Source organism: Dokdonella fugitiva (genome assembly GCF_014138265.1).
GTDB classification, from domain to species: domain Bacteria; phylum Pseudomonadota; class Gammaproteobacteria; order Xanthomonadales; family Rhodanobacteraceae; genus Dokdonella_A; species Dokdonella_A fugitiva_A.
Map to the genome: position 1 here is coordinate 565,806 of NZ_JACGXL010000002.1, position 22,675 is coordinate 588,480.

Sequence of the window (22,675 nt, forward strand, 5' to 3'; positions counted from 1 at the left end):
CGCGTCCGGACCTGCGCCGGACGCAGCGAGACGAAGACGGTCCAGGACGGGCCGTCTTCGTCCTTCGGCAAGGATGGCGCACCATGATCGAAGCCCGCGACCTGCACAAGGCGTTCGGCGCGGTGACCGCGGTCGACGGCGTCTCGTTCGTCGCGCGCGACGGCGAGATCACCGGCCTGCTCGGCCCGAACGGCGCCGGCAAGACGACCACCTTGCGCATGCTCTACACGCTGATGCGGCCCGACCGCGGCGAGGTGCTCGTCGACGGCATCGATGCCGCCGGCGACGCCGCGGCGGTGCGTCGCCGCCTCGGCGTGCTGCCCGACGCGCGCGGCCTGTACAAGCGCCTCACCGCGTACGAGAACATCGAGTACTTCGCGCGCCTGCAGGACATCGACGCGGACACGCGTCGCCGGCGCATCGACGCCCTCGTCGCCGCACTCGACATGCGCGACATCGTGGACCGACGCACCGAAGGCTTCTCGCAGGGGCAACGCGTGAAGACCGCGATCGCGCGCGCACTCGTGCACGATCCGCGCAACGTGATCCTCGACGAGCCGACCAACGGCCTCGACGTCATGGCGACGCGCGCGATGCGCACGTTCATGCTGCGCCTCAAGCAGGAAGGACGCTGCGTGCTGTTCTCCAGCCACATCATGCAGGAGGTCGGCGCGCTGTGCGACCGCATCGTCGTCATCGCGCGCGGCCGCGTCGTCGCCGACGCCGCGCCCGAGGCGCTGCGCGAGCAGACCGGCGCGGCGACGCTCGAGGACGCGTTCGTGAAGATCATCGGTTCGGAAGAAGGACTCGCCGCATGAGAGCCGCACTGACCGTGTTCTGGAAGGAAGTGCGCGAGAACCTGCGCGACCGCCGCACCGTGATCAACACGCTGTTGACCGGGCCGCTGCTGGCGCCGCTGATGTTCGTGCTCATCATCAACGCGGCGATCACGCGCGAACTCGACAAGGCCGACAAGCCGCTGCCGGTACCGGTCGCGGGCGCGGCCAACGCACCCAACCTCGTCGCTGCGCTGCGGCGCGCGGGCGTAGAAATCAAGGACGCGCCGGCCGATCCCGAGCGCGCGGTGCGCGAGCAGGACGTTGACCTCGTGCTGCGCATCCCGGCCGGCTACGCCGAGGCCTGGGCGAAGGGCGATCCGGCGCAGGTCGAGCTCGTCTACGACCAGTCGCAGCGCGACGCGCAAGGTTCGGTCGCGCGCCTGCACGGACTGCTCGACGCGTACGCGCAGCAGACCGGCGCGCTGCGCCTCGTCGCGCGCGGCGTGTCGCCGAACGTGACGCGGCCGCTGGTCGTGGCCGAGCGCGACCAGTCGACCGCGCAGGCGCGCAGCGGCACCTTGTTCGGCATGCTGCCGTACTTCTTCATTCTGGGCGTATTCATCGGCGGCATGGCGCTGGCGATCGACACCACCGCGGGCGAACGCGAGCGCCAGTCGCTCGAGCCGCTGCTCGTCAACCCGGTCGGCCGCGGCGGCATCCTCGCCGGCAAGCTCGGCGCGACCGCCGCGTTCGCCTTCACCAGCCTCGTGCTCAGCATCGTCGCGTTCTCGATCGCGGGACGGTTCCTGCCGACCGCCAAACTCGGCATGAGCCTCGAGCTCGGCGCCTCGTTCGCGCTCGCGACGCTGTTCGTGATGTTGCCGCTGGTGGTGATGCTCGCGAGCCTGCAGACGCTCGCCGCGGCGTTCGCCAAGAGCTTCCGCGAGGCGCAGACCTACCTTTCGCTGCTGATGTTCGTGCCGGTGATCCCGACCCTGCTGCTGTCGCTGTTCCCGCTCAAGACGCAGAGCTGGATGTACGCGGTGCCGCTGATGGGCCAGCAGGTATCGATCATGCGCCTGCTGCGCGGCGACCCGATCGCGCCGTACCAGCTCGGCCTGTGCTTCGGCGCGACCGCGCTGGCCGCGCTGCTCGCCTGCCTCGTCACCGCCTGGGTCTACCGCAGCGAGCGTCTCGCGATCTCGGCCTGACGCGCCCGCGGCAAGGAAGGATCGGCCTTGCTGCGGCGCAGCGCGCTCGGCGCTATCCTACGCGGCTGCGGGCGCCGTTCGCCCGCCGGAGCAGGCTGGCGTGATCAAGTGGGTCGTCCTCGTGGTGTTCCTCGCATGCGCGGCGTACGTGCATTTCCGTGGTCGCGTGCGGCTGCGCCTGACCCGCCAGATCACCGACCACTCGACCTTCATGGCGCCGCTCAACGTGCTGCTGTACGCGTGTTCGGGCGTGCCGAACGGGCGTTACGTCGGCGTCGAGCGCTTCCCCGAACTCGCGCCGCTGCGCGAGCGCTGGCAGGAGATCCGCGAGGAGGCGCTCGCGCTGCGCGCGGCGCAGCAGATCAAGTCGTCCGACCGCCACAACGACGTCGGCTTCAACTCGTTCTTCCGCCGCGGCTGGAAGCGCTTCTACCTCAAGTGGTACGACGACGCGCATCCGTCCGCGCGCGAACTGTGCCCGCGCACGACCGAACTGCTGCGCGCGATCCCGACGGTGAAGGCCGCGATGTTCGCCGAACTCCCGCCCGGCGGCGAACTGCGCCGCCACCGCGACCCGTACGCCGGCTCGCTGCGCTACCACCTCGGCCTGGTCACGCCCGGCGACGACCGCTGCTACATCGAGGTCGACGGCGAACGCTACAGCTGGCGCGACGGCGAGGCCGTCATGTTCGACGAGACCTACATCCATCGTGCCGAGAACACGACAGAACACGACCGCATCATCCTGTTCTGCGACATCGAGCGGCCGATGCGCTGGCGCTGGGCGACCGCGCTCAACCGCTTCGTCGCGCGCAACTTCGTCGCTGCGGCGAGTTCGCCGAACACCGATGCGGACCGCACCGGCGGCCTCAACCGCGCGTTCGGCTACTTCTACAAGTTGCGCCAGCCGGCCAAGCGCCTGCGCGAATGGAACAAGCACGTCTACTACATCGTGAAGTTCGGGGTGATCGGCGCGCTCGCCTGGCTGCTGTTCCGTCCCTGATCGCGCTCCCGTGCCCGTGCGTCGATCATGCGCGGGTCACGCGTCGGTGCGCGTGACACCGGCGAGCGCGTCGCGCAACACGAGCGCGAGCCGGTCCGATCGCGCGAGCGGAATACCCGCCGCATGCAGCGCGCCGATCACCGCTTCGTGCAAGCCGTCGTCGCAAGGGCGCTCGGCGACCGGCGACGCGCCGGTCGCGTAGCCGAGCCAGTCGTCGACATCGGCGAACGCACCGCGCAGCCAGGCGATCGTCGGCGCATCGAGTTCGCGCGTGCTCTCACCCGGCGGCTCGCCGCGCAGGAGCGTGCGGTCGACGACGCCGAGCCCTAGCAGCCGGCGATCCTCGGCCTTGACGCGTTCGACCGACGACGCGTCCGCGGCGCGCGCGAGCTCGCCTGGCGTCGTGTCGAGCCCGAGCCATGCGGCCACGCCGGCGAGCGTCGCGAGCGCATCCGCGCGATAGTCCTCGAAGCGCACGACGCGGATGTCGGAACGCTCCGCCTCGTGCCGCCAGCTGCGCAGGAACACGCGCAGGTAGTCGCGCCGCGACAGCGGGTAGTGGAAGTAGCGCGCATTGCAGTAGGCGCGGAAATCCGGCGTCGTTCCAGCGTGCGCGAGGTGGCGGCGCCAGTCCGAGTACAGCGCGTCGCACGGATCGCGCACGAACAGCACGCGGCGCGCCGCCGCCGGATACACGCCGGGCCAGACGTGATGGACGCGCACGCACGCGCCTGCGCGGAAACGCAACGTGCGCCCGTCGCGCAGGGCGGGCAGCAGCCGGCTCCAGCCGTTGTCGCCGCCGACGTAGCGGTGTGATCCGTCGTCGCCGGTCGCCCAGTGCGTGGCGTCGTCGCTGCCCCACGGCTTCCACGCCGGCACGCCGAGTTCGATCAGGCAGTTCGCGAGCCAGGACGCGCCGCACGGAAGCTCCGGCGAGGCGATCTCGATCGTGTAGCGGTCGTAGCCGGGCCGGTCGGGCACGGCGTGGAAGCGCGTCAGGTCATGCATCGCGCGCCTCGCCCCAGCGCGCGACGATGCGCGCGCCGATCTGCGCGGGCGATGCGGTGCCGCTGTCGAGGCGCAGCTCCGCCGCGAGCGGCCATTCGGCCGGAATGTCGCGGCCGACCTCGGGTGCACCGTCGACCGGGCGCGGGCGCCGGCGCTCGCGCTCGACCTCGTCGCAGGCGAGCAGCACCTCGAGGTAGCGCGCGAAGCGTTCGCGATTGCGCGCATGCACGTCGGCGAACAGCGACACCGTCGCGACGACGGCGGTGATTCCCTGCGCGCTCGCGTCGGCGGCGAGATTGGCGTAGACCTCGGCTAGGCGCCGCCGGTCGCGCTCGCCGTAGCCGCCGCCGAGCGGCGCGAGCGCCGCGCGCAGGCGATCGCCGTCGAGCAGAAGCGCATGTTCGCCGGCCTCGTGCAGCAGCGCGACGACAGCGGCTGCCGCGCTGCTCTTGCCGACACCGGGTAGCCCGGTGATCCAGATCACGCCCATGCGCCGTCCTCCGCGCGCGGGCGCCAGTCGTGGCTCCACGGCGCGTTCCCATGCAGGCGGCGACGACACAGGCGAAGATCGTCCGCGCTGTCGATCTCGCACCAGCGTCCGTCGAGCGGCACGTCGGCGACATCGACGCCCTCGCGCAGCATCGCCGCGAGCAGCGAGGTCGCGTCGTGCGCGGCGCACGCGAACGACGAAGCGCGCACCCAGCCCGCGGCGCTGAAACGGATGAGCCCGGCGAACTGCGCCTGCACCTCATCGAGCGAGCGCGGGCATGCGCCGATCGCGCGCAGGCGGCCGTCCGCGGCGAGATAGGTCTCGGCGTCGACGAGAGGGTCGCCATGGCGCTCGCGCCAGAGCCGCTGCCACTGCCGGTCGCCCGCCACCGCGACGTCCGCGCGTGCGTCGAGCAATGCGGCGATGTTCGCGGGATGGTGCGGGCAATCGGCGTAGGCGAGCAGGAAACCTTGCTCGAAGCGCGACGGCTGCGCCGCAGCGAGCGAAGCGAGCGGGCCGGTCTCGTGCCACCTCGGCGCGAGCACGGCTTCGACGCCGGCGCGCGCGAGCTGCGTCGCGCGATAGCCACCGACGACGACGATCGGTGCGAGCCCGTTCGCGCGCAGCGCCTGCAGTTGCCAGTCGAGCAGCGTCCGCCCGCCGGCGCGCACGAGCGCCTTCGGCAGGTGGCGCGCATGGCGCCCGAGGCGCGAACCGCGCCCCGCGGCGAGGACGATCGCGGCTGTCACGCGCTCTCGCGCCGCCACGCGAGCCAGATGCGCGTCGTGAACGGAACGTCGATCGCGGCGTGGCCGGCGAGCGCGGAGTGCATCGCATCGAGCACGGCCGGCATCGCCGCACCCGCCTGGCGCACGAGCGTGGCATGGGCACGGAAGCCGTCGACGAAGTCGTCCGCGCGCACGCGGTGCATGAACCGGCCGACGATGTGCTCGACCGCGCCGAAGCGGCCGTCGGCCTCGATCGTCGCCGACGGATCGTCGCGGCGGCTGCCGTGCGCGTAGCCGGGCACGTGACGTTCGATCGCGGCTTGCACGCGCTGCTGCAGCGGATCATCGAGGTCACGGTGGTTCCACAGCACGAGCAGCGCACCGCGCGGCCGCAGCAGCCGCGCGGCGATGTCGAGCGCGCTGCGCACAGGCATCACGTTGAACGACGAACCGAACGTGAGCACGGAACAGCAGTCGGCGTCGAGCCCGCAGTGCTCGGCGTCGGCGCCGATCCAGCGCGCGGCCGGGACTTCGCGCTCGCCGATCGCGCGCATCGGCGCGCTCGGCTCGACCGCAGTCACGCGCAGCCCGCGCACCACGAGCTCGGCCGTGAGGCGGCCGCTGCCGGCGCCGATGTCGACGCAATCGGCGCCGTGTGGCGCGGACCGCGCGACCGCGGCGTCGAGCGCAGCCGCGTCGTACGGCGCGCGCAGCCGGTAGTGCGCGGCGAGCGCGTCGTAGTCCCAGTCGCGCCTGCGCGCGACGTTCATCCCTTCATCCATGTGCGTGCCTCGAAATCGATCGCTAGCGTGGCGCCGCCGCCGATGCGACGGAAGGCATCCGGACCGACGCCGAGCAGCGCGGGCACGCCCGCCGCGGCACAGCGGATCGCCATGTGCGAATTGGGCCCGCCGAACGCGGTGAGCAGCGCGCGCGGCTGGCGCTGGAAGATCCAGTCATAGCCGGGGTCCGCGCTCGCGATCGCAACGATCGAGCGCAGCGGCACGCTCGCCGGATGCGTCGTCGCCTCGATGCGCGCGACGCGGCCGTGGATACGGCCGTGGCCGACGTAGTTGGGCTGGCCTGCGGCGTGGTGCACGACGTCGAGGCGCGTACCGTCGATGAGCAGCGGCATGCGCACGCCGGCTTCGACCGCGTGTCGGCGGCGTGCCGCGGCGACCGCGGCGTGCAGGTGGTGCGGATCGGCGAACGGGTCGAGCAGCGCGTCGAGTTCGAGCCAGCCAGCGTCGTCGCGCGCGATACCGCAGATGCGTGCGCGCTCGCCGAGCGCGTCGAGGCCGAGCGAGACCGCGCGCGCGAGCGCGAACTTGCCGAACTCGCGCGTGCGCAGCACGTCGACGTAGTGCGCGCACAGCGCGTGCGCGTCCGCCTCGACGCCGAGCCCGCGCAGGGCCGCGGCAAGGCGCGTCGCGACGGGCGCTCGCGGTGGCGGCGCGGGACCGGCCAGCGCGGGCGCAGCCGCCACGAGCCTCCATTCGCGTCGCGTCGGCGCGGCGATCTCGAAGGTACCTGCACGCACGTGGTCGTCGTCGCCGTCGCCGACGCGGCCGGCCGTCGCGCCGGACCTCAGCTGGCGCAGGATGGCCGCGTCGAGCAGTCCGTGCTCCACCGCCGAGCGCATCATCGCTTCGAGCATGAACGCCTGCCGCGCGGCTTCGGCGAAGCGCGCGGCCGTGCGCAACTCGAGCCGGCCTAGCCAGCGCGCGAGTGCCCCGTCATGCGCGGGAGGTGCCTGCAGCCGCAGGTCGCGCTCGAAACTCGCATGCAGTCGCGCCGTGCGCGAGCGGTCGAGCGCGCGACGCATCGGCTCGCGCAGGGCGCAGGCGAGCGCGGCGACGTCCACGGCGGCGAACGCGCCGGCGTAGCGCGCGGCGAACCACGCGTCGAAACCGAAATGGAGCGCGGCCGGCATCACCTCGAACTCGACCTTGTCGTGCAGGTGCGGCTGCGCGCGCAGGCGCGCGCAGGCCGCGTCGACAAGGCGCGCGCCGAGGTCCGCGTCGAGCGACGCGGGCAGCAGCGAATGGAAGCTCGTGCGCACGTCGACGTACGGGCGCCCCGCGTGGAAGCGCAGCAGGTCGCGTCCACCGCCGGCATGGCCGAGCGCCGCGCGGCCGATCGACCACGCGCGGCGCGTGACGAGGCGGTCGAACAGGGTGCGCGCGAGCGGACGCGGATGCTCGCCCAGCAGTTCGGCCGGATTCCAGTCCGGCATCATGCCGAGCAACGGCGGCGCGACCTCGCGCGCGAGCGCGGATTCGACCGCATGGCGCGCGGTCGTGGTCGCGTGCGCGTCGTGCCGCGGGCATGCGAGTGCGCGCGCCTGCAGTAGCCATGCGCTGCCGCCCACGTCGAGCGCGAGCTCGATCTCGCACGGCTGCATGCCGGTGATCGCTTCGACTTCGCGCAAGGCATCGAGGCAGTCGCGCACCGCGCGCGGCAACGTGACCGCTGCGGCGCGGTCGCGCGCGACGTACCAGGTGTCGACGTCGGCGTCGCCGCGCGTGACCGCGTCGGTGCGCGGGCCCGCGGCGATGCTCACCGCGTAGTACGGCGCGGCGTCGGGCAGTGCGTGCGTGAACGCCACGCAGGCATGGCGCACGGGCGCCACCTGCAGTTGCACGAACACTTCGTCGCGCGGATCGGAACGCGCGTAGCTGGCGAACACCGCATCGATCGCTCGCGCGACCGCGTCGCCGTCGGCGGCGTCGACCGCGAGGACGCTGCGATGGCGCCCCGCGTCGGAGCCGCCGGCCGCGTCCTCGTCGGCGGCGTCGCTGCGCACGGCGATGCGCGCGCCGGCGAACCGGCGTGCGATCGTGTCCAGCGTTTCCCCTCGCGCCGACCGCCAGGACGTGCGCGCCACGCCGATGCCGTCGGCGACGAGGCTGCGTCGCGTCCTCGGTCGCAGCCATTCGAGCATGGCGCGCTTGCCGCGCCAGCGGATGGCATCCGCGGCGTCGCGGGTATCGGCGGTTGCTTGCATGCGCAGGGGTCGGGTCGTGCGTCGGCGAGTCTAGCAGGTGGCGACAATGTACTTTTCTTGCACTTGGGTGACCGCGTGCGGCGTCGTTCGTTCCGGCGCGCCGCTCGCGTGCGCTTCCGACGGATCAGCGCGTCGTATCGTCGCTTCGCGGCGGCGGCCGGCTTCCCCGTGGCGGTCCGTCGCGCGCGCTGTCGACGAAATGGTGCAGCAGGTGCGCGCCGGCGATGCGACCATCGCCGTCATGGTCGAACTCGGGATGCCATTGCACGCCGAGCACGAATGCGTCGGCGTCCGCGCGGACGGCCTCGATGCAGCTGTCCGCCTCGCAGGTCGCCTCGACGACGAGGCCATCGCCGAGGCGTGCGACCGCCTGGCGGTGCGCGGAGCTGACGCGACCGCCGGCGATGCCGTACAGCTGCGCGAGCCGGCCGCCTTCGCTGAAGGACACGCGATGCGCGTGCGCCGCGTAGGCGGGCGGATCGCTGTGGTGCTTCGCCTCGGTCGCGTCGAGGTCGCGCAGCGTCCCGCCGTAGGCGACGTTGATGAGTTGCAGGCCGCGGCAGATGCCGAGCACGGGCTTGCCGAGCGCGCGGAACGCCTCGAGCAGGGCGAACTCGAACGCGTCGCGCGCACGGTCCAGCGGCGTGAGGTCGTCGGCCGAGCGGGCGAGGTTGGTGCCGCCCTGCAGGAGCAGCCCGTCGCAGCATTGCGCATACGCGATCGCCGCGGACGTCGCGCGTGCCGGCGTCGCGGCGAGGCCGGTGCCGACGACGAGTGCGCCCACGTCGGCGAGGCGATCGAGCAACGTGCGCTCGAAGAACACCTGCTGGCGTGTCCACGCACCGCCGGCGGCGGCATCGCCGCCGAACAGGCGCGGCGCCACGGCGATGCGCGCGGCAGGGATGTCGTCTCGTGCTTGCATGGCCGCCTCCGGCGTCGGCGGATCATAGCGCTGCGCGCGCGTCCGGCTCAGAACAGTTCACCCTGCGGCGACGCCGCGCGCGGCGGCGCGAACCGCGACGTGTCGAGGCCGAGCTCGCGTTGCGCGTTGATGCCGTGGCGACGGCAGGCGAGCCGGAAGCGCTGGCGCACGAGCTCGGCGAACTCGCCTTCGCCGCGCATGCGCGAGCCGAAGCGCGCGTCGTTGTCCTTGCCGCCGCGCATCTGGCGGATCAGGCTCATCACGTGCTCGGCGCGTTCGGGCACGTTCAGCGCGAGCCAGTCCTTGAACAGGTCCTTGAGTTCGTGCGGCAGGCGCAGGATCGTGTAGCCCGCGTGGCGCGCGCCGGCCACCGCGGCGCGCCCGAGGATCTGCTCGATCCAGCGGTCGGTCACCATCGGGATGATCGGTGCGACCATCACGCCGCACGGCACGCCCGCCGCGTTCAGCGCGGCGACGGCTTCCAGGCGCCGGTGCGGCGCACTCGCGCGCGGCTCGAGCGTGCTCGACAGGCGGTTGTCGAGCGAGGTCACCGAGACGAACGCGTGCACGAGGCGCGCCTTCGCCATCGGGACGAGCAGGTCGAGGTCGCGCTCGACCAATGCGTTCTTCGTGATGATCGTGCACGGGTGATTGCACTCGGCCAGCACTTCCAGCACCGAACGCGTGATGCGGTAACGACGCTCGATCGGCTGGTACGGATCGGTGTTCGCGCCGAGGTTGATCGGCGAGCAGGCGTAGCCGCGCTTGGCGAGTTCGACGCGCAGGAGTTCGGCGGCGTTGGTCTTGGCGAACAGCTTGGTCTCGAAGTCGATGCCGGCCGAGAGGTTCAGGTACGCGTGCGACGGGCGTGCATAGCAGTAGACGCAGCCGTGTTCGCAGCCGCGGTACGGATTGATCGACTGCTCGAAATGGATGTCGGGCGAATCGTTGCGGCTGATGATCGAGCGCGCGCGCTCCGCGGTGACGACCGTGTCCGGTCGCGGCGCGGGCTCGTCGTCGCGATGCCAGCCGTCGTCCTCGCGCGTCTTCGCGACGCCCTCGAAGCGGCCTTCGGGGTTCGACGCCGCGCCGCGGCCCTTGATGCGTGCGGGCGCATCGAGGCGGTTCGGGTCGGTCGGCGGTCGCGGTTTCATCGCGGCGAGTATGCGCCGGCGCGTCTCAGCGGGTGCGATCGCACGGGGGCGAGGCGGGCGCACCACGAAGGTGAGCCAGGCGCCGATCGCCGCGAAGGACGGCACGGACTGACGGGAGGCGCCCGCCTGCCGATCGCTTTCGGCGCGCTAGTCGCGTGCGTCGCCCGCGCGTGCGTCGCGCGCATCCGCCCGACGCAGGATGCCGTGGCGGCCGAGGTCGGCCGGCTCCTCGCCGACCAGTCCATGCATGAAATCGAGCGCGCGCGCGACCACGCCGCCGACCGGCTCCCAGTACGCCGCGTCGCGCACGCGCACGCGCAGCACCGCGAGATGCGGGTCGTCCTTGCCCTGCGGGAAGAACACGCGTTGCGGCAACGTCCACAGCTCGTCGACCGTCGCGCGCTCGCGGTCGACGCGCGCGCTGCCGCGCACCGACACGTAGCGCTGCCGGCGCGGATCGGAGAACGCGAGGTTGACGTCGGCGTGCTCGTCGAGCTGGGCGACCTTGAAGCTGTCGATCGCCGTGAAGAACACGAATTCGCCGCCGGCGTCGAGTTTCAGTACCTGCAGCGGACGGCTCACCATCGAGCCGTCCTCCGCGTGCGTGGTCATCATCGCGACGTCGATGCCGTCGACGAGTTCGGCGAGCCGGCCGAGCTCGACCGTCCGCTGGTCCTCGATCTTCATGGCCTGCTCCCTGGATGGATTCGCCGCCACCGTCCCACCTTTCGCGTTAATCGCGCGTGACCGGCGCGCCGCCGCGCGCGCGCCGTTCAACGTCGATCAAGGTGCGCTTGCGCGTCAGGCCCCAGCGGTAGCCGCCGAGCGCGCCGTCGCCGCGGATCACCCGATGGCACGGCACCAGCACGGCGACGCGGTTGCTCGCGCAGGCGGAGGCGACCGCGCGCGTCGCGCGCGGTGCGTCGATCGCGGCCGCGGCTTCGGCGTAGGAGACGACCTCGCCGTACGGGATGCGGCGCAGGTAGTTCCACACGCGCACCTGGAACGCGGTGCCGCGCAGGTCGAGCGGCAGGTCGAGATCGGGCGTGCGCCCTTCGAGGTGCTCGTTCAGCGCGATCATCCAGGCGTCGAACGCCTGCCGTGCCTCGTCGCGCATCGGCGCGAGCCGCGCCTGCGGGAACTCCGCGGCGAGTGCGGCGAGCAGCGCGTCGCGGTCCTCGCCGAACTGCAGGAAGCAGATGCCGCGATCGGTCGCGCCGATGCAGGCGAGTCCGAGCGGCGTGCTGCCGGTCGCATGCGAGATCTCGAGGCCGGCGCCGCCGCTGCGGTACTGCTTCGGCGTCATGCCGAGCGAACCCGGCGCGCGCTCGTACAGGCCGCGACTCGAGCCGAGCCCGGCATCGTAGATCGCGTCGGTGACCGAGGCGGAATGGCGCAGCGCGTGGCGCACGCGGCGCATGCGCGCGTTCTCGATGTAGTCGCCGGGCGTGATCGTGAGGTAACGCTTGAACAGGCGGTTGAGCTGGAACACGTCGCGGCCGGCCGCCTGCGCGAGTGCGGCACCGTCGGGGAGTTCGTCCGGCGCGGCGTCGATGCGCCGGCACAGCGCGAGCAGCAGCGCGACTTCGGGGTCGTCCTGCCAGCGCTCGAGCGGGCGGCAGCGCTTGCACGGGCGCAGGCCGGCCGCGGCGGCCGCGGCAGGGTCTTCGAAGAAGCGCACGTTCTCGCGGCGCGGCCGGCGCGAAGCGCAGGACGGCCGGCAGTACACGCCGGTGGTCGTCACGCCGTAGACGAAGCGCCGGTCCATCGTGGCGTCGCGCTCGAGCACCGCCTGCCATTTCATCGTGTCGTTCATGCCGTCTCTCCATCGGGTCGATGGGGGCATGCTCGCGCCGGCGCAAGCCGCCGGCCATCCGCGCCTTGCGCCGCATGTCGGCCGCCGTCACCGATGCCGCGCAAGGCGCGGATGGCCGCGCCGGCCCGCGTTGGCGATGCTGCGGCATCCTTCCACGGAGTGCCGCCATGCTCACCCTGTACGACTACCTTCCTTCGCAGAACGGCTGGAAGGTGCGCCAGCTGCTCGCCCACATCGGCCTGCCGTATCGCAGCGAGTTCGTCGCGATCTTCGACGGCGAGGGCCAGTCCGCGGAGTATCGGCGCATCAATCCGACCGGCACCGTCCCGGCGATCCGCCTCGACGACGGCCGCACGCTCGCCGAATCGAACGCGATCCTCGCCTTCCTCGCCGAAGGCACGCCGTACCTGCCCGGCGACGCCTTTGGCCGCGCCAAGGTGCTGCAGTGGCTGTCGTTCGAACAGGAACGCGTCGAGTCGACGATCGGCGCGCTGCGCCACTGGCGCCTCACCGGCAAGCTCGCGCGGCGCCCGCCCGAGCTCGTCGCGATGAAGCACGACGCTGCGCTGCGCGCGCTCGCGATCCTCGACGCGGAATTCGCCACGCGAGCATTCGCTGCCGGCGACGCCTACACGATCGCCGACATCGCGCTGTTCGCCTACGCCGCGCATGCCGAACAGGCCGGTTGCGCGCTGCAGCCGTTCGCGCATTTCCGGGGCTGGCTCGCGCGCGTGCGCGCACAGCCGGGGCACCTGGCAACGACGCACGCGTACGCGATCGATCCGCATTCGACGCGCGAGCTGCCGCGTGCGCCCTTGCCCGCCGAGGTCCTCGCGCACGAAGTGGACATCGCCGTCGCCGGAGCGGGCTGAGGTTCAGGCGCGCGCGACGCGCGCGAGCAGGCGGTCGAGCTGGTTCGCGAACGCGCGCGCATCGCGTGCGTCGTACGCGGACGGCCCGCCCGTGTCGACGCCGGCGCCGCGCAGGCTGTCCATGAAGTCGCGCATCGACAGCTGCTGGCGCACATTCTCGGCGGTGTAGAGCTCGCCGCGCGGATTGAGCGCGGTGATGCCCTTGTCGACGAGGTCGGCCGCGAGCGGGATGTCGTGGGTGACGACGAGGTCGCCCGGCTCGGCCCAGCCGGCGATCGCGCGATCGGCCGCGTCGAGCGTGCGCTCGACCGTGCGTCGGCTGATCAGCGCCGAGCGCGGCACCGCGATCGGCTGGTTGGCGACGAGCACGAGTTCGATGCGCAGCCGTTCGGCGGCGCGATAGAGGATGTCCTTGACCGCGCGCGGGCACGCGTCGGCGTCGACCCAGATCTTCATGCTTCCCGCCGCATTTCGCTTTAGGATGAGTATGCCCTGCCGCGCGGCGCGTGGTTCGGGAGCGGTAAAGCCAGGCTCTGCTACTCACGCAAGGCCGCGCGGATCGGTGTGCGGCCCGGTTCACGAACAGCGAGGTACCGACATGAAGCGAGTCGCATCGAAGAAGTCCGCGGCGAAGAAGGCGGTGAAGAAGGCCGCGAAGAAGTCCGCCGCCCGCAAGGTCGCGAAGAAGGCGGCGAAGAAGGTCACGCGCAGCCCCGCGCGCGTCGCGGCGAAGAAGGCCGTGAAGAAGGTCGCCCGCAAGGCGGCGAAGAAGGTCGTGAAGAAGGCGGTCGTGCGCAAGCCCGCGCCGAGGAAGGCCGCCGTGAAGAAGGCCGTGAAGAAGGCGGCACCGAAGAAGGTCGTCGCGAAGAAGCCGGTCGCGAAGAAGGCCGTCGTCGCGAAGAAGGCGGTCGTGGCAGCGAAGCCGGCACCGGCCGCACGCCCGATCGCTGCGCCCGTGGTCAAGCCTGCGGCGCCGCCGGCACCCAAGCCCGCGATGGCCGCGCCAGCGCGACCGGTCGCGGCCGCGCCGAAACCCGTCGCACCCAGGCCGGCCGCTGCCGCGGCGCCGAAGCCCGCGCCGATGCCGAAACCGGCGCCACCCGCGCCGCCGGCTGCGATACCGCCTGCGCCGAAGCCGGCCGCGTCGTCGGCCATGCCTGCCGCCGCCGGCGCCGCCGCAGGCGCGATCAGTGCCGAGGTCGCGATGCAGCACTTCCGCGACGCGTTGCGCGCCAAGCAGGAACGCGTGCGCCAGGGGCCGGTCTATCCCGCACCGAATGCGTACACCGGCCGCCATGACACTGCGACGACCGGCGAAGGCGACGACGGCGACGAGTGAGCTGCGTCGATCGGGCCTGGCGGTACCTGCCGCGCGCCGGCGGGTACCGAAGCGACCCTGACCCGCGTTCGATGTCCAGGCACGTCCACGCGGGGACTTGTATCCGGTCGCGGCGTCGCCACGTCGGGGCGACGCCCGGGCCGGCGTGATGCCGGCGCCGCGTCCACCCCGCCGAGGAGCCCCGCATGACGCTGTCGATGTACGAAGCTTCGATCCCCGTGTTCAAACGAGCGCTGACCCAGCTGTCGGCCGTGCTGCACAAGGCCGCGGCGCATGCCGAGGCGAAGAAGTTCGATCCGGCGGTGCTCGTGAACGCACGCCTCGCGCCGGACATGCTGCCACTGTCGCGGCAGATCCAGATCGCCTCCGATCACGCGCGCGGCGCGGCCGCGCGCCTCGCCGGGCTCGCACGCCCGCCCGTGCCCGACAACGAAACCACGCTCGACGACCTGCAGGCGCGCATCGCCGCGACGCTCGCCTACATCGACGGCTTCACGCCGGCGCAGATCGACGGCAGCGAAGCGCGCGAGATCACGTTGCCGCTGCGCACCGGTGAAGTGAAGATCCAGGGGCAGCCGTACCTGCTGCACTTCGCGTTCCCGAACTTCTGGTTCCACGTGACCGTCGCCTACGCGATCCTGCGCCACAACGGCGTCGACATCGGCAAGCAGGATTTCCTCGGCCCGCTGCCGACCTGAGCCCACGAAAAACGACGCCGCGCGCGAGCGCGGCGTCGTCGGGCGCATCGGGCGGCTCGACTACTGCTTGAGCTTGCTCGCCGCCGTCTCGGTATTGTCGAGTTCGGACTTCGCATGCTGGCGCTGCGCGTCGGCATTCGCCTTCGCCATGTCCTTGCACGCGCCCTGCTGGGCGTCCGGCAGCGTGCCGCACTTCTGCACGGCGACGTTGTAGTCGGCGTCGGCCTGGGTCAGCGCGACGTCGTAGCGCGCCTTCGCGTCCTTGATCATCGCGTCGGACTGCTCCTCGGCGACGTCCTGGCCGGTCTTGCGTTCGACCTTCTCGGCGGCCGCGCTCGCGTCGTTGATCTTCGCGCCCGCGTCGGCATTCGCCTTTTCCACTTCGGCGTTCGCCTGCGCGCGCGCCGCGTCGACCTTCTGCCGGGCCTCGGCCGAGACCTCGGCGGCCTTCTGCTGCGCCTTGGCGACGTCCTGCGCGGCCTTGTCCTGCGCCTTGGCGACGTCCTGCTGCGCCTCTTCCGGAGACTTGCCGCAGCCGGCGAGCGCGACCGCCCCGCCGAGCACCATGAGCCAACCGAATCTGTTCATGCGCACACCTCATCCATGCCGACACGTTCGGCGACGATGCATCGTTGAAGCCAGGCGCTTTACGCGAAATGAACACCTCCTCGGCATGCCGGCCAGCGTTCAGCCGCGCCCGTGCGCCCGCTAGAATGCGCGCATGGTCGCCTTCTGGAACTCGCTCGTCGACGGGCTCAACGCACACGCGGTGACACCGTTCCTCGCTTTCGTGCACCTCACCGGGCTCGCCGGCGATCCGCGCGAGATCGCCGAGGCGCTGCTCATCGCGGCCGCGCAGGTGCTCGTCATCGGCCTCGTGTTCCGCCCGCTCGAAAGCCTCGCGCCGGCCGAGCGCTGGCCCGATCGCCGCCTCGCGCGCATCGACCGCACCTACACGCTGCTGATGCTGCTCGGCCTCAACCCGTTGTTCGCCTACCTCGTGCTCACGCCGTTCGCGAACGCGTTCGGCGGTGGCGCCAGCGAGGCGGTCAGCGGCCTGCCGGCGTGGATCCCGTGGTTCCAGCAGCATCCGCTCGCGCTGTTCCTCGCCTACTACGCGATCTACGACTTCGCCTACTACTGGATGCACCGCGTGCAGCACTGGATCCCGTGGTGGTGGGCGCTGCACAGCATGCACCACAGCCAGCGCCAGATGAGCTGCTGGAGCAACGACCGCGGCAGCTACGTCGACGGGTTCCTGCAGTCGATCTTCCTCGCCACGGTCGGCCTCGTCGTCGGCGTCGAGCCGGACCAGTTCGCGCTGCTCATGTTCGTCGGCGAACTCGCGCAGAACTGGTCGCACGCGAACGTGCGGTTCGGCTTCGGCCGCGCGTTCGACAAGCTGTTCGTCGACCCTAAGTTCCACCGCCTGCACCACATGATCGTCGATCCGGAGCGGCCGCGGTTGCACAATTGCAACTATGGACAGGTACTGTCGGTGTGGGACGTGCTGTTCGGCACCGCGCTGTACGGTGAACCCGCGCGGCCGACCGGCGTCGGCGACCCGATGGTGGACGCCGACAACGGCCGCGGCGTCGTCGCGATGCAATGGGGTGCGTTCCGCCGCTTCTGGGGCGCGCTCTGGTGCGCTGCCGGCTGGAAGCCCGGCGACGTCGCGTTCGGCCCGGACCACGTCCCGGTGCCGACCCGCCACATGGACCTGCACCGCTTCGACCGCCCGGCGCAGCTCGCCGACGGGGCGCCCGCGGATGGGCGCGGCGCCGGCGGCGGGCTCGTCGGCGAACCCGCGCGCGAACCGGCTTGAGGCCGCCGGCATGCGGCGTATGATGGCGGCGTGGGATCCGGCATCGCCGCCCCGCGTCCGGTCGCCTCGCGCCGGCGCGTCCGATATCGTGTCCCCGCACGGAAAACGGGATCGAGGATGATCGACGACCGCTCCAGCGCGGCGCTGCAGCGTCTCCAGGGGGAAATCCTGGAAGCGGTCGCGCGCGGCGAATCGTTGCTGCGCGTCGCCGACCTGCTGTGCCGCCGCGTCGAGGTGCTCGCGCCGGACGTGCTCTGCTCGGTGCTCGCCGTCGACGCCCAGGGACGCGTGCATTCGCTCGCCGCGCCGAGCCTGCCCGAACCGTATTCGCATTCGCTGGACGGCATGTCGATCGGGCCCGTCGCGGGTTCGTGCGGCACCGCGGCCTGGCGTGGCGAGCCGGTCGAGGTCGTCGACATCGAGCGCGATCCGCTGTGGGCCGACTATCGCGACCTCGCGTTGCCGCTCGGCCTGCGCGCGTGCTGGTCGAGCCCGATCAAGTCGCGCGACGGCCGCGTGATCGGCACGTTCGCGTTCTACTACCGCACGCGCCGCGGGCCGGCGGCGCTCGAGCGCGCGATCGTCGAGCGCTGCGTCGATCTCTGCGCGATCGCGATCGAGCACGACGCGGTGCAGGCGCACGTGCACCGCCTCGCGTTCCACGATCCGGTCACCGGCCTCGCCAACCGCTCCGCATTCACCGAGCACGCGTCGCGCACGCTCGCCGCGCTCGCGCCGGGCGAGTTCGTCAACGTGCTGTACATCGACCTCGACGACTTCAAGGCGGTCAACGACACGCTCGGCCATCGCGTCGGCGACCAGCTGCTCGCCGGCGTCGCGCAGCGCCTCGCCGCGTGCATGGGCAGCGATGCGTTCGTCGCGCGCCTCGGCGGCGACGAATTCGCCGTGCTGCAGCCGTGCCGCGAGGCGGAGGCGGACGGGCACCAGCTCGCGGCGAAGATCAAGGCCGTGCTCGACGATCCATTCGAGGTCGACGACCAGCGCGTCACGATCGGCGCGAGCGTCGGCATCGCGAACGCGGCCGCGCCCGGACTCGACCTCGACGAACTCGCGCGGCGCGCGGACATGGCGCTGTACGAGGCGAAGGCCGCCGGCCGGCGCACGCACCGCTTCTTCGACGCGGCGATGGACACGCACGTGCAGATGCGCCGCAGCCTCAAGCAGGACCTGCGCGCAGCGATCGACGCGGGCGCGTTCACCCTCGTCTACCAACCGATCATCGCGCTCGAGACGGGCGAGCCGGTCGCGGTCGAGGCACTGCTGCGCTGGTCCCATCCGGCGCGCGGCAACGTGCCGCCGGCGGCGTTCATCCCGGTGGTCGAGGAGATGGGGCTGATCGCCCCGCTCGGCGACTGGGTGCTGCGCGAAGCCTGCAACGCCGCGGCGCGCTGGCGGCGCGAGATCAAGATCGGCGTCAACCTGTCGCCGCTGCAGTTGCGCAAGGCCGGCTTCGTGCTCGACGTGGTCGGCGCGCTGCAGCAGTCGGGCCTTCCCGCCGAGCGCCTGGACCTCGAGGTGACCGAGAGCGCGCTGCTCGCGAGCGACATCGCCACGCGCACCGCGATCAACGAACTGCACGACCTCGGCGTGCGCCTCTCGCTCGACGATTTCGGCACAGGCTACTCGTCGCTGCAGCTGCTGCGCGCGTTCCCGTTCGACAAGATCAAGATCGACATGTCGTTCGTGCGCGACATCGGCATCGACGCCGATTCGGAAGCGATCATCCGCGCGGTGATCCGCCTCGCGCGCGACCTCGGCATCCGCACCGCCGCCGAAGGGGTCGAGACAGCGGCGCAGTACGACTGGCTCGCGCGCCATCGCTGCAGCGAAGTGCAGGGCTTCCATTGCAGCCGCCCGCTGGCGGAACCGGAGCTGCGCGGGCTGCTCGAGCGCGGCATGTCGCGCGAAGCCGCCGCGGGGGCGGGCCTGCGGCCGTCATCCTGAGGCGACGGCTCAGACGACGCCGGTCGCGTGGTACAGCGCGATCACGGCGAACACCGCCAGCGTCTTGATCACGGTGATCGCGAAGATGTCGCGGTACGACTGCCGATGGCTGAGCCCGGTCACCGCGAGCAGGGTGATCACCGCGCCGTTGTGCGGCAGAGTGTCCATGCCGCCGGACGCCATCGCGGCGACGCGGTGCAGCACGTCCATCGGGATGCCGGCCGCCTGCGCGTTGTGCGCGAACGTGTCGGCCATCGCCGCGAGCGCGATGCTCATGCCGCCCGAGGCCGAGCCGGTGATCCCGGCGAGCGTCGTCACCGACACCGCTTCGTTGACGAGCGGGCTCGGGATCGCCTGCAGCGCGTCGGCGACGATGCGGAAGCCGGGCAGCGCCGCGATCACCGCGCCGAAGCCGTACTCGGACGCGGTGTTCATCGAGGCGAGCAGGGCGCCCGCGACCGCCTCGCGGCTGCCGTCGGCGAACGTGCGCGCGATCGTGCGCCACGCGCAGGCGAGCACGCAGGCGATGCCGAGCAGGAGCGCGCCCTCGACCGCCCAGATCGCGGCGAGCTTCGACACCTCCTGCACGACCGGCTTCGCCTCGCCGATCACCGCCGGGACGAAGCTCTGCGTCGCGCCGTACCAGCGCGGGATCGCGTGCGTGAGCGCGAAGTTCGCCGCGCCGACGAGCACGAGCGGCAGCAGCGCGAGCAGCGGGTGGGCGAGGCGCACGCCGTCGAACGCGCGCGGCTCGTTGCGCATTGCGTCGCCGTAGCCTTCGCCCGCGGCGGCCGCGGCGCGCCGCCGCGCATCGAGCCAGGCGAGGCCGGCGACGAGCACGCACAGCGCGCCGAACGTGCCGAGCCAAGGCGCCGCCCACGCGGTCGTGCCGAAGAACGTCGTCGGGATGATGTTCTGGATCTGCGGCGTGCCGGGCAGCGCGTCCATCGTGAACGTGAATGCGCCGAGCGCGATCGTGCCGGGGATGAGGCGCTTGGGGATGTCGGCCTGGCGGAACAGCTCGGCCGCGAACGGATACACCGCGAACACGACCACGAACAGCGACACGCCGCCGTAGGTGAGCAGCGCGCAGACGATCACGATCGACAGCATCGCGCGGCCGCGTCCGAGCACGCCGATCGTCGCCGCGACGATCGACTTCGAGAATCCGGACAGCTCGATCAGCTTGCCGAACACCGCACCGAGCAGGAACACCGGGAAGTACAGCTTGAGGAACGCGACCATGCGGTCCATGAACAGGCCGGTGAAGATCGGTGCGACGAGCGACGGATCGGTCAGCAGCACCGCCCCGAGCGCGGCGACGGGCGCGAACAGGATCACGCTGTGACCGCGGTATGCCGCGAGCATGAGGAATGCGAGCGCGGCCAGTACGACCAGCAGAGCCATCGATGGGTCCTTCGACTGCGGTGCCGCGGGCGCCGGCGGCCACCATGGCCCGCGTCGCGCGATCCTTCGGCACGAGTATGCGCAGCGCGCCGGCGCGGCCCACTGTACGAAGGTACAAGTGCTTGCGCGCGCGCCGGCGCCTAGCCTTGCCGGCATCGCATGGCCGGTGGCCGGCTCGATGCTGGAGGGGACCCGATGAAGCGCCAGAAGCTGTTCGTTGCGATCGCCTGCGCGTTCGCGTTCGCCACCGCGGCCGTCGCCGCCGAGCCGACCGACGCGGCCACCGACGCGGCCGCCGCCGATGCCGCGGATGCGCCCGGCGACGACGCGGCCACCGACCCGACGCGCCTTGAAGGCGTGACCGTGACCGCGCGCAAGCGCGAGGAAACGCTGCAGGACGTGCCCGTAGCGGTGACCGCGTTCACCTCCGACCGGCTCGACACGCTCAACGTGCAGGACCTTTCCGGCCTCGCCGGGCAGGTGCCGAACACGACGATCTACGCCGCGCGCGGCTCGACCAGCACGGTCACCGCCTACATCCGCGGCATCGGCCAGTCCGATCCGCTGTGGGGCGTCGACCCGGGCGTCGGCATCTACCTCGACGACGTCTACATCGCGCGTCCGCAAGGTGCGCTGCTCGACGTGTTCGACGTCGAGCGCGTCGAGGTGCTGCGTGGCCCGCAAGGCACTCTGTACGGCAAGAACACCATCGGCGGCGCGATCAAGTACGTATCGCGCAAGCTCGACAAGGACTTCGGCGGTTACGCGCAGGTCACCGCGGGAACCGACGACGAACTCGACGCGAAGGCCGCGGTCGGCGGGTCGTTCGACGCGAACGGCATGCTGCGTGCGCGCCTCGCGGTGGCGAGCCTCAACCGCGACGGTTTCGGCGAGAACCTCTACACGCGCCAGCCGGTCAGCGACAAGCAGATCGACGCCGCGCGCTTCAACCTCGGCCTGTACGCGACCGAGACGTTCGACGTGCAGTTCGCCTACGACTGGATGAAGGACCAGTCCGGCGTGCGCGGCGCGCAGATGCTCGCGGCCAACCCGCTCGCGCCCGACTACGCGCCGCTCGACGACCGCTACGACATCCGCAGCGCGATGCCGAACGTCAACGACACCGACATGAAGGGCACCTCGCTGACCGCGAACTGGATGCTCGGCGACGCCTGGTTCCTCAAGTACGTGTTCGCGCACCGCACGTCCGACACCGACACCAACATCGACTTCGACACGACGCCGCTGCCGCTCGTCGACGTGCACGCGTTCTACAGCGACAGCCAGAACAGCAACGAGCTGCAGCTCAACTACGACGGCGGCGGCCGTGCGCGCGGCGTGATGGGCGTGTACGCGTTCAACGGTCGTGCCGGCGGCCAGGTGCTCAACCACTTCGAGAACCCGCTGCTGCCGGCCACCGCGACCAACCCGCTGTTCGGCGACACCCAGGGACGCGTCTACACGAGCAGCATCGCCGCCTACGCCGACTGGACCGTCGACCTCGCCGAGGCGTGGAAGCTCGACCTCGGCGCGCGCTACACCGACGAGGAGAAGCACGCGATCGCGCTGAACCGCTTCTACACCGACGGCAGCTACGCCACCGCGTGGGCGACGGCGGCGAACTTCGACAAGAAGGTCAGCTTCAGCAACGTCTCGCCGAAGGCGTCGATCGACTGGCAGGTGACGCCGGACGCGCTGCTGTACGCGTTGTACTCGAAGGGCTTCAAGTCGGGCGGCTTCAACATTCGCGCCAACACCACCGCGGTGCCGCGCTCGGGCGAGCCGTTCAAGGACGAGACCGTCGACAGCTTCGAGGTCGGCAGCAAGCTGTCGTTGCTCGACCAGCGCATGTTCCTCAACGTCGCACTGTTCCACAACAAGTACAAGGACATCCAGCTGTCGGTATTCACCTCGTACACATTGCCGGACGGCACGCAGAGCTTCTTCGGCGACTTCACCAACGCCGGCGCGGGCACGATCAACGGCGCCGAGGTCGAATACCAGTTCCTGCCGACGCCGAACTGGCTGATCAGCGGCAACATCGCCTGGCTCGACGCGAGCTACGACGAATTCTTCGACCGCGGCGTGAACGTCGCCGACAGCCAGCGCTTCACCAACGCGCCGCGCGTGTCGGGCGGCGTCAACGTCGAATACCGCACGCCGCTCGCCAACGGCGGCAATCTGTCCGCCCGCATCGGCTACACGTACCAGAGCGAGGTGTGGCCGACCACCGACCTCAGCCCGGCGATCCGCCAGAAGGGCTACGGCTTGCTCAACGCGGGCGTGATCTGGAAGATCGACGACGCCTGGTCGGTCGCGCTGCAGGGCACGAACCTGACCGACAAGGCGTATCGCACGACCGGCTACAACATCGCCGCCTACGGCGTGCTGACCGGCTTCTACGGACCGCCGCGCCAGGTCACCCTCAGCGCGACCTGGCGCTTCTGAAGG

Annotated in this window: 22 protein-coding genes; 9 read left to right on the top strand and 13 right to left on the bottom strand. The window is 71.5% G+C overall.

The genetic code is table 11. The annotated features are described in order from the left end of the window. The first annotated feature begins 83 nt into the window (after nucleotides 1-83). From FHW12_RS08630 to lpxO, 3 genes are all read left to right on the top strand, one after another. Nucleotides 84-818 (top strand): ATP-binding cassette domain-containing protein, encoded by a 735-nt coding sequence (locus FHW12_RS08630; RefSeq protein WP_182530596.1) that lies wholly within the window; start codon nucleotides 84-86, stop codon nucleotides 816-818. Continuing rightward, nucleotides 815-1,990 (top strand): ABC transporter permease, encoded by a 1,176-nt coding sequence (locus FHW12_RS08635; RefSeq protein WP_182530597.1) that lies wholly within the window; start codon nucleotides 815-817, stop codon nucleotides 1,988-1,990. Before FHW12_RS08630 ends, FHW12_RS08635 begins: the two co-directional genes overlap by 4 nt. A gap of 100 nt (nucleotides 1,991-2,090) precedes the next feature. After that, nucleotides 2,091-2,993 (top strand): lipid A hydroxylase LpxO, encoded by a 903-nt coding sequence (gene lpxO, locus FHW12_RS08640; RefSeq protein WP_310735189.1) that lies wholly within the window; start codon nucleotides 2,091-2,093, stop codon nucleotides 2,991-2,993. A gap of 36 nt (nucleotides 2,994-3,029) precedes the next feature. Here lpxO and FHW12_RS08645 read toward each other — a convergent pair whose 3' ends face one another. The 9 genes from FHW12_RS08645 to ada all read right to left on the bottom strand — a co-directional run bounded on the left by FHW12_RS08645 (nucleotide 3,030) and on the right by ada (nucleotide 12,118). Continuing rightward, nucleotides 3,030-4,001, bottom strand: a complete 972-nt coding sequence (locus FHW12_RS08645; RefSeq protein WP_182530598.1) for a sulfotransferase domain-containing protein — start codon at nucleotides 3,999-4,001, stop codon at nucleotides 3,030-3,032. Further along, on the bottom strand, nucleotides 3,994-4,491 hold the full coding sequence (locus FHW12_RS08650; protein WP_182530599.1) for an adenylyl-sulfate kinase: 498 nt from the start codon (nucleotides 4,489-4,491) through the stop codon (nucleotides 3,994-3,996). The genes FHW12_RS08645 and FHW12_RS08650 overlap by 8 nt, the downstream gene beginning before the upstream one ends. After that, on the bottom strand, nucleotides 4,482-5,240 hold the full coding sequence (locus tag FHW12_RS08655) for an NTP transferase domain-containing protein (protein WP_182530600.1): 759 nt from the start codon (nucleotides 5,238-5,240) through the stop codon (nucleotides 4,482-4,484). Before FHW12_RS08655 ends, FHW12_RS08650 begins: the two co-directional genes overlap by 10 nt. Further along, on the bottom strand, nucleotides 5,237-5,989 hold the full coding sequence (locus FHW12_RS08660; RefSeq protein WP_182530601.1) for a class I SAM-dependent methyltransferase: 753 nt from the start codon (nucleotides 5,987-5,989) through the stop codon (nucleotides 5,237-5,239). The genes FHW12_RS08655 and FHW12_RS08660 overlap by 4 nt, the downstream gene beginning before the upstream one ends. Further along, entirely contained in the window at nucleotides 5,986-8,226 is a 2,241-nt protein-coding gene (locus FHW12_RS08665; RefSeq protein ID WP_182530602.1) for a PEP-utilizing enzyme, read from the bottom strand. Before FHW12_RS08665 ends, FHW12_RS08660 begins: the two co-directional genes overlap by 4 nt. Nucleotides 8,227-8,350: 124 nt before the next feature. Further along, nucleotides 8,351-9,148 (bottom strand): gamma-glutamyl-gamma-aminobutyrate hydrolase family protein, encoded by a 798-nt coding sequence (locus tag FHW12_RS08670; RefSeq protein ID WP_182530603.1) that lies wholly within the window; start codon nucleotides 9,146-9,148, stop codon nucleotides 8,351-8,353. 47 nt (nucleotides 9,149-9,195) lie between these two features. Further along, entirely contained in the window at nucleotides 9,196-10,302 is a 1,107-nt protein-coding gene (locus tag FHW12_RS08675) for a PA0069 family radical SAM protein (RefSeq protein WP_182530604.1), read from the bottom strand. A gap of 147 nt (nucleotides 10,303-10,449) precedes the next feature. After that, nucleotides 10,450-10,989, bottom strand: coding sequence for a pyridoxamine 5'-phosphate oxidase family protein (locus FHW12_RS08680; protein ID WP_182530605.1), 540 nt, complete (start codon nucleotides 10,987-10,989; stop codon nucleotides 10,450-10,452). Between the two features lie 46 nt (nucleotides 10,990-11,035). Beyond that, the gene (gene ada, locus FHW12_RS08685) at nucleotides 11,036-12,118 is read right to left on the bottom strand and encodes a bifunctional DNA-binding transcriptional regulator/O6-methylguanine-DNA methyltransferase Ada (RefSeq protein WP_182530606.1); all 1,083 of its coding nucleotides are present in this window, start codon (nucleotides 12,116-12,118) and stop codon (nucleotides 11,036-11,038) included. A gap of 167 nt (nucleotides 12,119-12,285) precedes the next feature. On the opposite strand from ada, the gene FHW12_RS08690 reads away from it, so the two are divergent. Continuing rightward, the gene (locus tag FHW12_RS08690; RefSeq protein ID WP_182530607.1) at nucleotides 12,286-12,990 is read left to right on the top strand and encodes a glutathione S-transferase family protein; all 705 of its coding nucleotides are present in this window, start codon (nucleotides 12,286-12,288) and stop codon (nucleotides 12,988-12,990) included. Between the two features lie 3 nt (nucleotides 12,991-12,993). Here FHW12_RS08690 and FHW12_RS08695 read toward each other — a convergent pair whose 3' ends face one another. Together FHW12_RS08695 and FHW12_RS08700 are read right to left on the bottom strand one after the other, a co-directional pair. Further along, complete coding sequence (locus FHW12_RS08695) at nucleotides 12,994-13,446, bottom strand: YaiI/YqxD family protein (RefSeq protein ID WP_182530608.1); 453 nt, start codon at nucleotides 13,444-13,446, stop codon at nucleotides 12,994-12,996. Nucleotides 13,447-13,566: 120 nt separating this feature from the next. Beyond that, nucleotides 13,567-14,145 (bottom strand): hypothetical protein, encoded by a 579-nt coding sequence (locus tag FHW12_RS08700; RefSeq protein ID WP_182530609.1) that lies wholly within the window; start codon nucleotides 14,143-14,145, stop codon nucleotides 13,567-13,569. On the opposite strand from FHW12_RS08700, the gene FHW12_RS08705 reads away from it, so the two are divergent. Then, a complete protein-coding gene (locus FHW12_RS08705; RefSeq protein WP_182530610.1) occupies nucleotides 14,144-14,329 on the top strand; it encodes a hypothetical protein in 186 nt (61 codons plus the stop codon). The two genes, FHW12_RS08700 and FHW12_RS08705, sit on opposite strands and share 2 nt — an antisense overlap. A 185-nt stretch (nucleotides 14,330-14,514) precedes the next feature. Beyond that, nucleotides 14,515-15,027 carry a DUF1993 domain-containing protein gene (locus tag FHW12_RS08710; protein ID WP_182530611.1) on the top strand — a complete coding sequence of 171 codons (513 nt, stop codon included), beginning with the start codon at nucleotides 14,515-14,517 and terminating at the stop codon, nucleotides 15,025-15,027. Nucleotides 15,028-15,087: 60 nt separating this feature from the next. On the opposite strand, the gene FHW12_RS08715 is transcribed toward FHW12_RS08710, so the two are convergent. Beyond that, the gene (locus FHW12_RS08715) at nucleotides 15,088-15,615 is read right to left on the bottom strand and encodes a hypothetical protein (protein ID WP_182530612.1); all 528 of its coding nucleotides are present in this window, start codon (nucleotides 15,613-15,615) and stop codon (nucleotides 15,088-15,090) included. A 133-nt stretch (nucleotides 15,616-15,748) separates the two neighbouring features. On the opposite strand from FHW12_RS08715, the gene FHW12_RS08720 reads away from it, so the two are divergent. Together FHW12_RS08720 and FHW12_RS08725 are read left to right on the top strand one after the other, a co-directional pair. Continuing rightward, nucleotides 15,749-16,852 carry a sterol desaturase family protein gene (locus tag FHW12_RS08720; protein WP_182530613.1) on the top strand — a complete coding sequence of 368 codons (1,104 nt, stop codon included), beginning with the start codon at nucleotides 15,749-15,751 and terminating at the stop codon, nucleotides 16,850-16,852. Nucleotides 16,853-16,969: 117 nt separating this feature from the next. Further along, a complete protein-coding gene (locus tag FHW12_RS08725) occupies nucleotides 16,970-18,817 on the top strand; it encodes a putative bifunctional diguanylate cyclase/phosphodiesterase (protein WP_182530614.1) in 1,848 nt (615 codons plus the stop codon). A 9-nt stretch (nucleotides 18,818-18,826) separates the two neighbouring features. Here FHW12_RS08725 and FHW12_RS08730 read toward each other — a convergent pair whose 3' ends face one another. Next, nucleotides 18,827-20,224, bottom strand: coding sequence for a GntP family permease (locus FHW12_RS08730; protein ID WP_182530615.1), 1,398 nt, complete (start codon nucleotides 20,222-20,224; stop codon nucleotides 18,827-18,829). 195 nt (nucleotides 20,225-20,419) lie between these two features. Here FHW12_RS08730 and FHW12_RS08735 point away from each other — a divergent pair, with 195 nt between their 5' ends. Beyond that, nucleotides 20,420-22,672, top strand: coding sequence for a TonB-dependent receptor (locus FHW12_RS08735; RefSeq protein WP_182530616.1), 2,253 nt, complete (start codon nucleotides 20,420-20,422; stop codon nucleotides 22,670-22,672). Nucleotides 22,673-22,675: the final 3 nt, after the last annotated feature.